Raw genomic sequence first — 14,354 nt, forward strand, 5'->3', positions numbered from 1 at the left:
CCATTAACAATCGAAAAGGACTCCATGTTGAAACGCACGTCGCCTATACTCTTCGCCGTTATCGCATTTATCGTCGGGCTGAACCTGCGCCCTATTCTGGCTTCTGTCGGACCGTTGTTTTCCGTGCTGCAGCGCGAAGCGGGACTGACCGCCACGCAATTCAGCCTGCTGACTAGCCTACCGGTCGCGATGATGGGGCTGGCCGCCCTGTGTGGGCCCTGGCTTTTAGCCAGAGTCGGCGCCGTACGAGGCATTATGCTCGGGCTCTTCATCCTGCTTGTGGCCTGCTTATTACGCGGTTTGAGCGCCTCACCGGAGAGCCTTATGGGCACCGCGTTACTGGGCGGGGCCAGCATCGGCACGATCCAGGCGTTAATGCCTGCCCTGATTAAAAAGGAATATACGCAAACGGCCAGCACGGTAATGTCGCTTTTCAGCACGGGCATTATGGCCGGTGCGGCAGTCGCCGCCGCCAGCGCCGAGCCGTTGTTTTCATGGCTCGCGCTCAAGCCCGCGCTGGCCATAGCCGGGCTGTTAGCGCTGCTTGCGCTGATACTGTGGTTAACGCTGGTTAAGCATCCTCAAGGGGAAAAAACAGCACACGAAAACGTGATGCTCTCGTCCTCCCGGACAGTACTACTGGCGATCTTTTTCGGCGTGGGAACGGGAGCCTACACGCTGGTACTGGCCTGGTTGCCCCCGCTCTATATTCAGGCGGGATGGTCCGCACGCAGCAGCGGCTACATGCTGGCCTGGCTGACGTTAACCGAGGTTGTCGCAGGGTTTGCCGTCTCCGCGCTGATCGGTAAATTCCCCGACCGCCGCGTGCCGCTGATCGCCGTATTGCTGTTGCTGCTGGCAGGATTACTGTGTCTGGTCTTTGCGCCGGGTACGACGCCTGTTTTATCCACGCTGCTGCTTGGCACCGGGATCGGCGCCCTCTTCCCGCTGTCGCTCATCGTCACGTTCGATCATGCGCGAACGCCCGCGCAGGCCGGGAAGTTGCTGTCTAAAGTTCAGGGTGGCGGTTACATGATTGCCGCGCTTATGCCGCTAATAGCGGGGATCGTTCGCGACAGTTCGGTCTCGCTGACCAGCGCATGGCTGATCATGAGTGCGGGAGTCGTGCTGCTGATCGTTATCGCGCTGAATTTTAAACCCGTCGTGGACGTGCAGGCACGATGAATGCGATACCAGAATTGAGAGTCGTATTTGAGCCAGTCGTAAGATAAATTCAGGGTGAATTTCACCTCATTCAGGAGTGGATATGCCGCAGACGTTACCGGAAATTGATGTCTTGTTCGTCGCCGGGTTCGGGCCCATTTCGCGGGATACGGAGTCCTGCACCGCGTTTTATGTCCAGACACTCGGCCTTCCGCTGAAGCCGATGGAGGGGAACAGCGATTATCTGCTCACTGAAGAGGGTCAGCTGGAAGGCGTGAAGCATTTCGCCGTCTGGCCGCTTGCACAGGCAGCCGCGTCCTGTTTTGGAGAAGAACAGTGGCCAGTTGAGTACCCGATACCGCAGGGTTGGGTTGAGTACGAGGTTCAGGATCTGGACTCGGCTACCCGCGTTCTGAGTGAAAAAGGCTATCGGCTACTGGTGGCTAACCGTTTGGAACCGTGGGGGCAAACCGTCACTCGCCTGCTCAGCCCGGAAGGTTTGCTTACCGGGCTGACGATTACGCCGTGGCTGCGGGGGTAATGGGTTTTCTCTTTGCGCGAAGCAGACTTGCATAAGGGTAATGTCTGCTTTGAGCGAGCAGCGGACGTTGAATTTGACGACTACATGCTCTCTGCCTCAGGTGTTCCCTGATGGAACACTAATTTCCATTGCCCATCCTCAGAGATTTCCCAGCATGAAGAACGAAGGGATGCATTACTGCCATCTGGATTGACAGTTCTGTAGTGCAAAATTGCGAAATTATCTCCAACGATGGTAAGCCGGAAATCACTACTAAGAATAGCTGGAACGCTATCTTCCCCCGAAAGGGCTTCAATAGTCTGTGCACGATTAACAAATACTCCTGAGCGCGTTATTTCGCTAAATCTCTCATGGAGTATCTGTTCAAGCCATATCCGATCTTTCCGCCTACTGCCATGAAGAAAACATTCGAGTCTTTTTAACGTATCCAGTAGCATAGTATTTGCCCTTATCACAATCGAACATTAACTATTAAGGTGATAATCGCTGGAATGCAACGTCCGTCCCCGGCGCAGATCTAATGTGAAATGCAGCGCTGTGGATCTGCTATGAGCGGGTTAATCATCAAAATAACACTGTATCATGACTGGAATAATACGATGAATATAAGGACAAGATTAGCTCTATCCTCTGATATAGAGGGTATTTTTGACGTCAGGACTTCGGTTAAAGAAAATCATCTCAGTCGAGAAGAAATGGAGCGGATGGGAATTACCGAGAGCGTTGTCACCGATATGATTGAAAAAAGTCGTTGCGCATGGGTTGCTGAGGATGATGGGAAAGTGATTGGTTTTTCAATGATTTTGCCTGATGAAGCATGCCTTTTTGCGGCATTTGTTCTACCTAAATATGAAGGCCGAGGTTTGGGTCGCAGACTTGTTAGACTCGCAGAGCAGGAATTATTCAAACATCATGAGGTTGCATGGCTTGAAACCGACAAAAACAGTCGTGCGGCAGAATTTTATAGGCGGCAGGGCTGGATTGAGAAAGAAAATGTAAGCGAATCCGATATTATATTAGAGAAACGTCGCTGCATTTGAGCAAAGACCTCTTTCGTAAACGTCTGCTCCTGGCACGAAACGGACATTGGCAGCCTCAACAACATGAGTAGCATTAAGGTGTATTAACCAATGAATGGAAAGCAAGTCGGTTTATTGTGTCAGCCCAACTTTTACGAAAGGGCTACCGTGACTGCGCGATTTTTTGATTAGCTTGCCTACGTATAATTCTCTGACTTCTGATGATGCAATTCGCCCAACAAACTCTGAACGGTTGGTTTCGGGGGGGATAATTAGTTCCCGAGTAAAGTACTGTTGAGAGCCTGCCTTTAGCCAGCACTGTATCTCGTAGACTTCCATCACCAAACCGCCGTAGGTTGCGTATGCAAATTGCAGGTTTTCATCTTTTGGTACTTTTGCCCAGACGCCACGCGTAGCTTCATATAATGCAAGTGCACTCATGCCAGACTTGTAGGTGCTGTTTAGCAAAAAAGCGAGCCCTGCATGTTCAGGTGCAATTTCCGTCTCTTGCTTAAGAAGGAGATGGTTGAGCTCATCCAGCGTGATTCGCCCCATAAGTGAGCTGCTTCCTCGTACTTTGTTGGTCAGTTCTCCAACACCTAAGAGATCAATACATGTTGCTTCAACAAGCTTCGCGGTTGCCTCATCCATGCCATGGCGTAGTATGTCGATTCCCAGATTTCCTGTTTTTAACAGATGATTAATTCGTTCTGATTTCGGAGAGCCATCATTACACTTTATATGATCAAGACAGCGTTCTGACTTGCCTTTGCCTATATAAAACGGTTTTTTTGATACATCTTCAGTGTCATAAAATGCATAAACATAGAACTTAGCCATCCCTAACGCTTTCGAGTATTTTGAAAAATCTTTCACAACCTTGCTTCCTTAGGACAAAAGTACTTAATTTCCCTATCGGCACCATAGTTCAGAACTTAAGAGCAAAACAAATAGCATATAGATTGACTGATCTACCTCCATTGATAAATAAGGACCAAAGTTAGCAACGTCCGCGTGTGGCACAAAGCAGTCATAAGGAAAGGCAGTAAGATCTTCCACAATCGAGGGACGTCCGTTGCCAGCTTCCATAGAATTCATTTTTCGTTAGCACTCGATTTGTGGAATGCTCCAGTCACTACAACGCCTACCTCCGCAAAGCTTCCACAATCGCCCCCTCCATTTTCTCTGGCGTGGTCATCGGAGCAAAACGCTTAAGTGGTTTACCGTCGCGGCCGATCAGAAACTTGGTAAAATTCCACTTGATCCGCTCACCCAGCACGCCGGGCAATTCGTTTTTCAGATAACGATACAGCGGGTGCGCTGCGCTACCGTTGACCTCAACCTTCTCAAACATCGGGAAGCTCACGCCGTAGTTGATATAACAGGTCTTCGAGATTTCATCGGCGCCGCCGGGTTCCTGTTTGCCGAACTGGTTACAGGGGAAGCCCAGCACCACGAATCCTCGATCGGCGTATTTTTTGTATAGCGCTTCAAGGCCAGCATATTGCGGCGTGAAGCCACACTGGCTGGCGGTATTGACGACCAATACCACCTTTCCCGCATAGTCGGCCATTGAGATAAGGCGGCCATCCAGGCGGGTGGCGGTAAGTTGATAAAAGCGAGTCATACTGAAATCCCTCAAGGCTGGCCGAAAAGTCACGGTGACCATCAACAGGGCCGCCGCCGTTTAGAAAGTTTACATTCAGGCAGGCTATTTGTGATACATTCCTGGCGCGTCAATGACCACCACACTCGCTATCAGGTATGCAGAACATAACAAAAAAAACTCGCTGGCTTCTGCTTACTCTCCCACTCCTCAGCGGCTGTGGCACGCTCTCGCAAATGTCCTCCCCGGAAGGTACTCAGGAACTTCTCACCCATGATTCGCTGGATGGCGACGTGGACAGCGTGGTGCGTCACTATATGGCGCAAAAATCCGTTCCCGGGATGACGGTCGCGGTGATCCATAATCACGGCTCGCCGCAGTTTTATACCTGGGGCGTAACCGATGCGGTCAATCGTTATCCGGTCAGGCCCGACACCCTGTTTGCGCTCGGCTCGCTCAGCAAAGGGATCACGGCGGAAGTGGTGGCGTGCCTGGTGAATGAAGGGCAACTGAACTGGAACGATCGCCTGGCGACATTGCTTCCGCCGGGTACGCCGCTTAGCGCGGATGCACAAAAAATCACCCTGCTTGAACTGGTAACCCACACCTCCGGCCTGCCGCGTCAGAATATGGATGTTCCGATGCTTGGGAAATTCATCACCTATTTAAGCACGGGCGATAATTTCTACGGCGAGCTGGATAGCGATAACGTGCTGCGTTACCTCGCCGACTGGCGGGCGCCAGAGAATAAAGTGCCGCAATACTCCAATACCGGCTACGCCCTGATCGGCTATATCCTAAAGCACAAAACCGGCGAAGATATCCAGAGTTTAGCCTCGCGCTATATATTCCGTCCGCTGCACATGGCTAACAGCAGCTTTATTCCCCAGCAGCTAAAAGGCTACCCGCAGCGGGCGCTCGGCCACGCGGGCGATCAGCCGAAATTCATCCCGCGCGGACAGCTCACGCCGGACTGGCATTTTTCCAACAACATGGTGGCGGCAGCGAGCTTATACAGTAACGCCGAAGATCTGGCGAACTATGCCCGCTATCACGTATCGACGACGCATAATCCCTTGCTGGACAGCGTCTTTGCCGAAGTGAGAAACACCGATATTCAACGTCCCGACGGAGTACAGGGTATTGCCTGGACCACCGACTTTATCGGTCTGGAAAAAATAACCTATCAGGTCGGCTATATCGGCGGCTACTCCAGCTTTATCGGTTATGACAAAGAAAAAGGCAATGCGGTGGTGGTGCTGCAAAATACCTTTAACTGGAGTAATTACATTGGCATCGCGCTGTTGATGGATATGGCGAAAAAAGACAGCCAGAGCCCTACACCGCCGACTTCGGCCTTAAATTCTCATCAAACGTCAGCCGTTTCCGGTCAGGCTCAGCCTCGCGCAGCGGCTCCACCTGGTGCATAGTGAGCTTGCAGCGTTCCACCAAAACCTGATACTCCCGCGTGCCCTGCCGTTTCCACGCCAGCTCCTGCTCGCTGAGTTCACGAATCGCTTTGGCCGGGCTGCCGATAATCAAATGGTTGGCGGGCATCTCCGCTTTCGCCTTCACGAACGCCGCCGCGCCGACGATGCTGTTTTCACCGATGACCGCCCCGTCCATCACCACCGCGTTCATGCCCACCAGCGCATTGCGGCGGATCACGCAGCCGTGCAGAATGGCGCTGTGGCCGATATGCCCGTCCTCTTCCACCACCGTGTCCTGCTCAGGGAAGCCATGCATCACGCAGTTATCCTGAATGTTGGCACCGTCTTTCACCACGATGCGGCCAAAATCACCGCGCAGGCTGGCGTTAGGACCGACGTAAACGCCTTTACCCAGAATCACGTCCCCAATCAGCACCGCCGTCGGATGAACATAGCTCTCGTCAGGCACGACCGGCGTCAGGCCGTCAATTTGATAAACAGGCATCTTCCCTCCTTATGCGCTTGTAAGACCACCAAAGCGTTGATAGTAGAGCGTGCCGGGCACGGGCAGTTCACCCACGGAGGTTTCGCCCTTCTCGCTGACAAACGCCAGAGCCCCCGGCGCGACACGCTGGTAGATGTTAATGCAGAGCTGTCGGGCGCTTTGCCCCGCCCAGTGCGCGGGCAGCAACTCTTCCGGCAGCAGCGGATCTTTCAGCACCACGCGACGATAAAAATGAATCAGCAGCAGCTGGATCTGGAAACAGCGTTCCGGCGTCAATTCCTCCGGCGTGGCCTCTTTCAGCAGCGGCAGGAGCGGCCGGAACGAGTTGATAAAGGACTCGTACATCGCGTTTTGCTCGGTTAACTGCCAGCACTCCTCCACCCGCGAACGCAGCGCGGCGCGGGAGAGCGCCAGCGGCGAGTGGGCTTCAAAGAAAATCACGTTTTCCGCCACGCCGGCATCGTGAAGCAGAGACTGCACGTCCGCCAGATGCTGCGACGGCGAGGCCATCAGGCTCGGCGCCAGCGTGCCAAACCCCTGCCAGATCAGCTGTTTTTTGACGTCTGCAAGGGTGTTTTTGTCCAGCCCCTCGGAGAGCAGCAGCAGCCATTTGCCGTCCCAGGCGGGCAGTTCCGCACGGTAGATCTTATTTTCCGCGCGACGCGTCAGGCGTAGCCCCTTATCGCTCAGGCGGTAAAAGCTGCGACGCCCGATGCGGGAAACGTCCAGCCAGCCCTCTTTGTTGAGGCGAAACAGCGCGGTACGCACGAAGCGCTCGCCAAACCCCATCCCTTCCAGTAAGGCGGCCAGGCTGCCGAGCCAAATCTCACCGCCGCGATGGGAAAGCGCGTCACCGTATAGCGAGGAGATAAGCGAGGTCCCGCTGACGGGAACGGAGCTGACCGCGTGCTGGATAAAGGCGTCGAGTTTCATGTGATTCATTCTGTTGTAATTTTTGTCCTGGATGAATCATAGCATAGGATTATGGGGTTTCCCCCTCACCCTAACCCTCTCCCAAAGGGAGAGGGAACTGTTTACACCCTCTCCTTTTGGGAGAGGGCCGGGGTGAGGGAAAACTTAGCCGTTGGCCGCCGCTTTACGCAAATCAAACACCCGGCAGGCCTTGCCCTCCGAGCGCGGGATGCTGCCGCAGTTAACGATCATGACGTCGGTGGAAATTCCCACCATTGACTTAATGCGGTGGCGCAGCTGGTGGCACACCTGGCAACGCTGCTCGTGGGTCAGCGTGAGGCTGCTCTCTTTTAGCTCTACCTTCACGGAAAGTGAATCAAGATGGCCGCGACGGTTCACCTCCAGCTGGTAGTGCGGAGAAAGATGCTCGAACTTGACGATCTCCTCCTCCAGCTGCGACGGGAAGACGTTGACGCCGCGGATGATCAGCATATCGTCACTGCGGCCGCTGATCCGGTCCATGCGGCGCATGGTGCGGGCAGTACCCGGCAGCAGACGGGTCAGGTCGCGGGTGCGGTAGCGGATCACCGGCAGCGCCTCTTTGGTCAGCGTGGTGAACAGCAGCTCACCCTGCTGGCCGTCGTCAAGCGGCGTGCCGTCGTTCGGGTTGACGATCTCCGGGTAGAAGTGATCTTCCCAGATGGTCGGGCCGTCGACGGTTTCGATACACTCCATCGCCACGCCCGGGCCCATCACCTCGGAGAGGCCATAAATGTCCAGCGCCGTAATGCCTAAGCGTTTTTCGATTTCGCGACGCATGGCCTGCGTCCACGGCTCGGCGCCGAAGACTCCCACGCGCAGGGAACAGCCGCTGGCATCGCCGCCCATCTGGCGCTCCAGCTCCTCTATCAGGTTGAGGCAGTAGGACGGCGTCACCATGATCATATCCGGCTGGAAATCACGGATCAGCTGCGCCTGTTTCTCCGTCTGGCCGCCGGACATCGGGATCACCGTCGCGCCTAAACGCTCGGCGCCGTAGTGCGCGCCCAGCCCGCCGGTAAACAGGCCGTAGCCATACGCCACGTGAATTTTGTCCTTCGCGCTGCCGCCCGCGGCGCGCAGGGAGCGGGCCACCAGATTGGCCCAGTTGTCGATGTCGCCCTGCGTGTAGCCGACAACGGTCGGTTTGCCGGTGGTGCCGGAAGACGCGTGAATGCGCACTACCTGCTCCATCGGCACGGCAAAGGTATCGAACGGATAGTTATCCCGCAGGTCCTGCTTGGTGGTGCACGGGAATTTGCGGATATCCGCCAGCTCTTTGAAATCGTCAGGGTGAACGCCCGCGGCGTCAAACTTGCGTTTGTACATCGGCACGTTGCTGTAGGCGTGATGCAGCGTCCACTTCAGACGCTCGGTCTGCAGCGCCTGTAACTCGTCAAGGGAGGCCGTTTCAATCGGATCAAGCTTTGTTGTATTTGTCATTGTAGGGTACTCACATTGTTTTTATGCTCAAACACGCTCAAGGATCATGGCAATGCCCTGACCCACACCGATGCACATCGTACACAGCGCGTAGCGCCCGCCGCGTCGGTGCAGTTCGTTGCTCGCGGCCAGCGCCAGTCTGGCACCGCTCATGCCCAGCGGGTGGCCCAGCGCAATCGCGCCACCGTTCGGGTTGACGTGCGCGGCATCATCCGGCAGGCCCAGCTGACGCAGCACGCCCAGCGCCTGCGAGGCGAAAGCTTCGTTAAGCTCGATCACATCCATATCGTTAATGCTGAGTCCGGCGCGCTCCAGCACCTTGCGGGTCGCCGGGACCGGGCCAAGCCCCATCAGACGTGGCTCCACGCCTGCCGTCGCCATCGCCACAATCCGCGTACGCGGGACTAACCCCTGCGCCTGCGCCATCTTCTCGCTGGCGACGATCAGCGCCGCAGCGCCGTCGTTGACGCCGGAGGCATTCCCCGCCGTGACCACCCCGTTCTTACGAAACGGCGTTTTCAGCCCGGCGAGCTGTTCGAACGTGGTGTCCGCGCGCGGATGTTCATCCACGCTGAACTCCGTAATCACCCCTTTTTTGCCCGGCACCTGCACCGGCACGATCTCCTGCGCCAGAATGCCGTTCTGCTGCGCCTGAGCGGTACGCTGCTGGCTACGCAGAGCGAATGCGTCCTGATCGGCACGGCTGATATTTAACAATTCAGCTACATTCTCTGCCGTTTCCGGCATGCTGTCAGTTCCGAATTGCTGATGCATGAGCGGATTCACAAATCGCCAGCCGATGGTGGTATCAAAGATCTCCGCCTGACGCTGAAACGCGGCGGTGGCTTTGCCCATCACAAACGGCGCGCGCGACATCGACTCCACGCCGCCCGCGATCAGCAGCTCGCCATCGCCCGCCTTAATGGCGCGCGCCGCAAAACCAATCGCGTCCAGCCCCGAGCCGCACAGGCGGTTAATGGTGGTTCCGGACACCGTCTGCGGCAGTCCGGCGAGCAGGGACGACATGCGCGCTACGTTGCGGTTATCTTCCCCCGCCTGGTTGGCGCAGCCGAAAATCACGTCGTCGATCCGCTCGAGGTCGAGCTGGGGATAGCGGGCCAGCAGCGCGCGCAGCGGCACGGCACCGAGATCGTCGGTTCGGACTGCGGAAAGCGCGCCGCCGTAGCGACCCACCGGGGTTCGAACGCCATCACAAATAAATGCGTCACGCATCTGCCTCTCCTGTCACGCTGCCGCCGATGCGGTGAGATTTCCCGCGAAAAAGGGCGACGGTTTTCTGTTGTTGATTCTGGATTTCAATGTCGTACACGCCGGTCAGCTTGCCCTGGTGCATCACCCGCGCGGTGGCGGTGAGCGTGTCCCCGGCAAAGCCCGGACGCAGAAAATCAATCGAGCAGCCTGAGGCTACCGCCGCCAGCCCCTGGCTGTTGCAGGCGTAGGCAAAGGCGGTGTCTGCCAGCGAAAAAAGCTGTCCGCCATGGCAGGTTTGGTGGCCGTTCAGCATCTGCGCGGTGATGGTCATGGTCACCACCGCGTAGCCTTCATCCATCTCGACAATGTCCATCCCCATCGCCTGCGCGCAGGCGTCCCGTTCGTACATCGCGCGGGCGTTATGCCAGGCGTTATGACTCATAGCTACTCTCCAGAAGCGCGCGCTGGCGCAGCAGTGAACAGGGGCGATAGCGCTCTTCGCCGTAATGGCGCTGCAGGTTCTCCAGCAGCGTCAGCAGGCGCTGCCAGCCCAGCCGCTCGCCCCAGGCGATCGGCCCGCTCGGGTAGTTAACGCCCAGGCGCATGGCGGTATCGATGTCCTTCTCGCTGGCGACCCCTTTTTGCAGGGCATCCAGCGCCTCGTTGGCAATCATCGCCAGCGTGCGCCAGACCAGCAGGCCGGGATAATCGGCAATTTGCACTACCCGATGCCCCTGCTGCTGCAGGTAGCGGATGGCCTTTTGCGTCGCGGTGCGCGTGTTGCTGGCGGCCGCCGCAATCACCGCCACGTCGCGCTCAATGCGGTCCACCACCACCACCGGGCCGTTGAGCCGCAGCGCCAGCGCCTGCGCGGTCTCACCCTGCGTTTCAATCAGGTACACATCATCAATTTCGGTGACACCGTCACGTCTTCTTTCCACGCGCATCGGGCTGAAGCTGTCGTTCACGGCCGTCACCCACTGCACGTCTGGTTTGTCACCCTGCCAGTCGTAGACGCCCTTCCCGCTCTTTTTGCCCAGCCTTCCCGCCAGCACCAGCTCCTGCTGCACCAGCGAAGGCAGAAAACGACGCTCCTGCCAGAAGGCGTTAAATACCGAGCAGGTCACCGCGAAATTCACGTCCTGCCCAATCATGTCGGTCAGCTCCAGCGGCCCCATCGGGAAACCGCCGCCGTCGCGCAGGGCGGCGTCGATAACTTCCGGCGGGGCGACCTGTTCTTCCAGGGCGCGCCAGGCTTCGGAATAAAACGGACGCGCGACGCGGTTGACGATAAATCCCGGCGTTGACTGGCAGCGCACGGGCTGTTTGCCCCAGTTCAGCGCCAGCTCGCACAGCGCGTCTGCCACTTCCGGAGAGGTCGCCAGCCCGCTGACCACCTCCACCAGCTTCATCACCGGCGCCGGGTTGAAGAAATGCAGTCCGGCGACCCGCTCCGGGTGGTGGACGTCGGCTGCAATCGCCGTAACGGAGATGGATGAGGTATTGCTGGTCAGCACCGTCTGCGGCGGGCAGATCTCTGCCAGCTGTGCAAACAGCGCCTTCTTCACCTCCAGACGCTCAGAGGCCGCTTCTATGATCAGATCGGCCGCGGAAAGCGCCTCGATATCGGTGACCGGAAGCAGCCGGGCGAGGATCTGGCTCCCGGCATCGGCGGAGAGTTTACCGCGCGTTACCCGGGAGGCCAGACGCTGGCGGATCCCGTCGATGGCGCGCGATATCGCATCGCTGGAGATATCGTAGATCAGCACCTGATGACCATGGCTGGCGGCGACTTCGGCAATGCCGGCGCCCATCGTGCCGCTGCCGATCACGGCGACAGTCCGTATGTTCAGCATCTTATTTCCCCGTAAAGTTCGGCGCGCGCTTCGCCAGAAAGGCGCTGACGCCCTCGCGGTAATCGTCGCTGCGCCCGGCCAGGCGCTGGTAGTCGCGCTCCAGATCGAGCTGGGCGTCCAGAGTGTTGGTTTCCGCGGCGTTTATCGCCTGCTTGATCAGCCCCAGCCCGAAGGTCGGTTGAGACGCAAAGTGCAGCGCCATCTGCTGCGCGGTAGTGGAGAGCTGTTCGTCATCCACTACCTGCCAGATCATCCCCCAGGCCTGAGCCTGTTCGGCGCTGATCTTATCGCCGAGCAGCGCCAGCCCCATGGCGCGGGCGCGTCCGGCCACGCGCGGCAGCAGCCAGGTGCCGCCGCAGTCCGGCACCAGGCCGAGCTTGCTGAAGGCCATCACGAAGCTGGCGGAACGGGCGGCAATGACCATATCGCAGCCGAGCGCCAGCGTGGCCCCCGCGCCGGCCGCTACGCCGTTAACCGCGCAAATCACCGGCTTCGGCAGCTTTGCCAGGCGGCGCACCAGCGGGTTATAGAAGGTTTCAACGGACTTCCCCAGATCCGGCGCCGGGCCGTTGGGGTCGACGTTGCGGTCGTTCAGATCCTGACCGGCGCAAAAGCCGCGTCCCGCCCCGGTGATCAGCAGGCAGCGAACGGTGTCATCCCGTTCGGCCTGTTTCAGGCACTCGGCAAGCTGCTGGTGCATCACGTCGTTAAAGCTGTTCAGACGCTCCGGACGGTTCAGCGTAATGGTCATTACGCCCTGCTCAACATGACTGAGAATAAATTCCACAATTAGCGTCCTTTAAAGTCGGGGGTGCGTTTTTGTAAGAAGGCGTCGATGCCCTCCCGGCGATCCTCTGTTGCAGACAGCAGCGTAAACAGCTGGCGCTCCTGGGCGAGTCCGGCCTGGAGCGGCACCTCCTGAGACTGACGCAGCGCCTGTTTCGCCGCCTGCAGCGCCAGCGGAGAGTGGCGCGCCATCAGGGCCGCCTGCTTCAGGGCATACTCCAGCGTCAGCGCCGCAGGGAAAACGTCGCTCACCAGCCCGGCGTTCAGCGCCTGCTCGGCGGAAATGCTCTCGCCGGTCAGCACCATTTTGCTGGCAAGGGATTTGCCGACGCAGCGGATAAGACGCTGGGTGCCGCCCGCGCCGGGCATAATGCCCAGCGTAATTTCCGGCAGGCCAAAGCGGGCGTTGTCACCGGCAATCACCACGTCGCACAGCAGCGCCAGCTCGCAGCCTGCGCCCAGCGCGAAGCCGTTCACGGCGGCAATCAGCGGTTTAGGAAAAGCGTTAATCCGCGCCCACAGCTGCGGGCGGATATCGTTCAGCGTGGCAGGCAGGTCTTTCTCCGCCATTTCGTTGAGATCGGCCCCGGCGGCGAAGCAGCGCTCGCTGCCGTAAATCACGCAGACGGCGATGTCGGCATCGACGGCGGCGGACTCAAGCTGCTCAGCAAGCTGCGTCAGCAGCGCATTGTTGAGGGCGTTGCGCGCCGCCGGACGGTTCAGCGTCAGCTGCAGCACGCGGCCATGACGGGTAACGGTCAATTCGCTCATGCCATCCCCTTCGCGTCGAAGTCGACGATCACGTCGGCGGTTAACGGCAGCGACTGGCAGCTCAGCACGTATCCGGCGGCCAGCTCGTCCGGCTCCAGGCTGTAGTTAGTCGCCATGTCCACCTTCCCGCGCAGCACTTTGCATTTACAGGTGGCGCAGACGCCGCCCTTGCAGGCATACGGAAGATCCGCCCCCTGACGCAGGGCGGCATCGAGAATGCTTTCGTCGTCCGCAGTCAGGGTGATTTCGCGGTCGCGCCCGTCCTGGCGCACGGTCACTTTTTGTCCATCAACCTGCACGTGCGCCGCGCGCTTAACAGTGATTCCGGAGGTGTTAAAGCGCTCAAGGTGAATGGATTTGTCCGGCATCCCCAGCGCCTTCAGCGTCGCTTCGGCGTCGTCCATCATCGCGGACGGGCCGCAGATAAACGCTTCGTCGTACTGGCGGAAGTTGATCAGGGTTTTCGCCAGCGCCTGCAGCTTTTCTCCGTCGATGCGGCCATAAAGCAGATCGCTGTCCAGCCGCTCCTGGCTGAAGATGGAAACAAGCTGCAGCCGCTGCGGGTATTTGTCCTTCAGGTCCGCCAGCGCCTGGCGGAACATCATGCTCTGGCTGCTGCGGTTGCCGTAAATTAGGGTGAAATGGCTGTTGGGTTCGGTCGCCAGCGTCGCGGAGATAATCGCCAGCATAGGAGTGATCCCGGAGCCTGCCGCAATCGCCAGATAGTGCCCCTCGCGCTCTGCCCGCGGCTGGTAGCCAAACTGCCCCTGAGGAACCATCACCTCCAGCGCCATACCCGCTTTGATCTCATCCCGCGCATAGCGGGAAAAGCGCCCTCCGTCGATGGCTTTGACCGCCACGCTGATTTCGCCCGGGGCGGTACTCCGGCAGATGGAGTAGCAGCGGCGCAGCTCGTCCCCGTCGAGCTGCGTTTTTAACGTCAGGTGCTGGCCGGGGCGGAAGCGGTAGGCGTCCTGCAGCGCCTGCGGCACCGCGAAGGTAATGGTCACCGCCTCGCGGGTTTCGGGTTCCACTTTTGCCACTGTTAATGAATGAAACGTTGTCATGGC

The 14,354-nt window shown here is 58.2% G+C and carries 16 protein-coding genes; 4 read left to right on the forward strand and 12 right to left on the reverse strand.

What is annotated here, in order from left to right; translation table 11 throughout:
• Positions 1-24 precede the first annotated feature (24 nt).
• A complete protein-coding gene (locus ACOTZB_RS02390) occupies positions 25-1,185 on the forward strand; it encodes an MFS transporter (RefSeq protein WP_421626414.1) in 1,161 nt (386 codons plus the stop codon).
• 82 nt (positions 1,186-1,267) lie between these two features.
• On the forward strand, positions 1,268-1,705 hold the full coding sequence (locus ACOTZB_RS02395) for a glyoxalase (protein WP_421626415.1): 438 nt from the start codon (positions 1,268-1,270) through the stop codon (positions 1,703-1,705).
• An 80-nt stretch (positions 1,706-1,785) separates the two neighbouring features.
• Here ACOTZB_RS02395 and ACOTZB_RS02400 read toward each other — a convergent pair whose 3' ends face one another.
• Positions 1,786-2,142 (reverse strand): DUF4440 domain-containing protein, encoded by a 357-nt coding sequence (locus tag ACOTZB_RS02400; RefSeq protein ID WP_258768307.1) that lies wholly within the window; start codon positions 2,140-2,142, stop codon positions 1,786-1,788.
• A gap of 162 nt (positions 2,143-2,304) precedes the next feature.
• On the opposite strand from ACOTZB_RS02400, the gene ACOTZB_RS02405 reads away from it, so the two are divergent.
• The gene (locus ACOTZB_RS02405) at positions 2,305-2,745 is read left to right on the forward strand and encodes a GNAT family N-acetyltransferase (RefSeq protein WP_420026042.1); all 441 of its coding nucleotides are present in this window, start codon (positions 2,305-2,307) and stop codon (positions 2,743-2,745) included.
• A gap of 111 nt (positions 2,746-2,856) precedes the next feature.
• Here ACOTZB_RS02405 and ACOTZB_RS02410 read toward each other — a convergent pair whose 3' ends face one another.
• Together ACOTZB_RS02410 and ACOTZB_RS02415 are read right to left on the reverse strand one after the other, a co-directional pair.
• Positions 2,857-3,600, reverse strand: coding sequence for an LEM-3-like GIY-YIG domain-containing protein (locus ACOTZB_RS02410; RefSeq protein ID WP_421626416.1), 744 nt, complete (start codon positions 3,598-3,600; stop codon positions 2,857-2,859).
• A gap of 268 nt (positions 3,601-3,868) precedes the next feature.
• On the reverse strand, positions 3,869-4,351 hold the full coding sequence (locus ACOTZB_RS02415; RefSeq protein WP_421626417.1) for a glutathione peroxidase: 483 nt from the start codon (positions 4,349-4,351) through the stop codon (positions 3,869-3,871).
• A gap of 137 nt (positions 4,352-4,488) precedes the next feature.
• Here ACOTZB_RS02415 and ACOTZB_RS02420 point away from each other — a divergent pair, with 137 nt between their 5' ends.
• Positions 4,489-5,760: a serine hydrolase domain-containing protein gene (locus tag ACOTZB_RS02420; protein WP_421626418.1), complete on the forward strand. Its 1,272-nt coding sequence runs from the start codon at positions 4,489-4,491 to the stop codon at positions 5,758-5,760.
• Here ACOTZB_RS02420 and paaY read toward each other — a convergent pair.
• From paaY to paaE, 9 genes are all read right to left on the reverse strand, one after another.
• A complete protein-coding gene (paaY, locus tag ACOTZB_RS02425; RefSeq protein ID WP_106105952.1) occupies positions 5,669-6,265 on the reverse strand; it encodes a phenylacetic acid degradation protein PaaY in 597 nt (198 codons plus the stop codon). The two genes, ACOTZB_RS02420 and paaY, sit on opposite strands and share 92 nt — an antisense overlap.
• A 9-nt stretch (positions 6,266-6,274) precedes the next feature.
• On the reverse strand, positions 6,275-7,207 hold the full coding sequence (paaX, locus tag ACOTZB_RS02430) for a phenylacetic acid degradation operon negative regulatory protein PaaX (protein WP_047651386.1): 933 nt from the start codon (positions 7,205-7,207) through the stop codon (positions 6,275-6,277).
• A 135-nt stretch (positions 7,208-7,342) separates the two neighbouring features.
• Positions 7,343-8,659, reverse strand: a complete 1,317-nt coding sequence (gene paaK / locus ACOTZB_RS02435) for a phenylacetate--CoA ligase PaaK (protein WP_421626419.1) — start codon at positions 8,657-8,659, stop codon at positions 7,343-7,345.
• A 27-nt stretch (positions 8,660-8,686) separates the two neighbouring features.
• A complete protein-coding gene (gene pcaF, locus ACOTZB_RS02440; protein WP_421626420.1) occupies positions 8,687-9,892 on the reverse strand; it encodes a 3-oxoadipyl-CoA thiolase in 1,206 nt (401 codons plus the stop codon).
• The gene (gene paaI, locus ACOTZB_RS02445) at positions 9,885-10,313 is read right to left on the reverse strand and encodes a hydroxyphenylacetyl-CoA thioesterase PaaI (protein WP_421626421.1); all 429 of its coding nucleotides are present in this window, start codon (positions 10,311-10,313) and stop codon (positions 9,885-9,887) included. Before paaI ends, pcaF begins: the two co-directional genes overlap by 8 nt.
• Positions 10,303-11,727, reverse strand: coding sequence for a 3-hydroxyacyl-CoA dehydrogenase PaaH (gene paaH / locus ACOTZB_RS02450; RefSeq protein ID WP_421626422.1), 1,425 nt, complete (start codon positions 11,725-11,727; stop codon positions 10,303-10,305). Before paaH ends, paaI begins: the two co-directional genes overlap by 11 nt.
• Before the next feature lies 1 nt (position 11,728).
• Entirely contained in the window at positions 11,729-12,517 is a 789-nt protein-coding gene (paaG, locus tag ACOTZB_RS02455; protein WP_421626609.1) for a 2-(1,2-epoxy-1,2-dihydrophenyl)acetyl-CoA isomerase PaaG, read from the reverse strand.
• A complete protein-coding gene (paaF, locus tag ACOTZB_RS02460) occupies positions 12,517-13,284 on the reverse strand; it encodes a 2,3-dehydroadipyl-CoA hydratase PaaF (RefSeq protein WP_421626423.1) in 768 nt (255 codons plus the stop codon). The genes paaG and paaF overlap by 1 nt, the downstream gene beginning before the upstream one ends.
• Positions 13,281-14,351, reverse strand: a complete 1,071-nt coding sequence (gene paaE / locus ACOTZB_RS02465) for a 1,2-phenylacetyl-CoA epoxidase subunit PaaE (protein WP_421626424.1) — start codon at positions 14,349-14,351, stop codon at positions 13,281-13,283. The genes paaF and paaE overlap by 4 nt, the downstream gene beginning before the upstream one ends.
• Positions 14,352-14,354 lie beyond the last annotated feature (3 nt).

Source organism: Enterobacter cloacae complex sp. SHL020 (genome assembly GCF_049236945.1).
Classification (GTDB): domain Bacteria; phylum Pseudomonadota; class Gammaproteobacteria; order Enterobacterales; family Enterobacteriaceae; genus Enterobacter; species Enterobacter dykesii.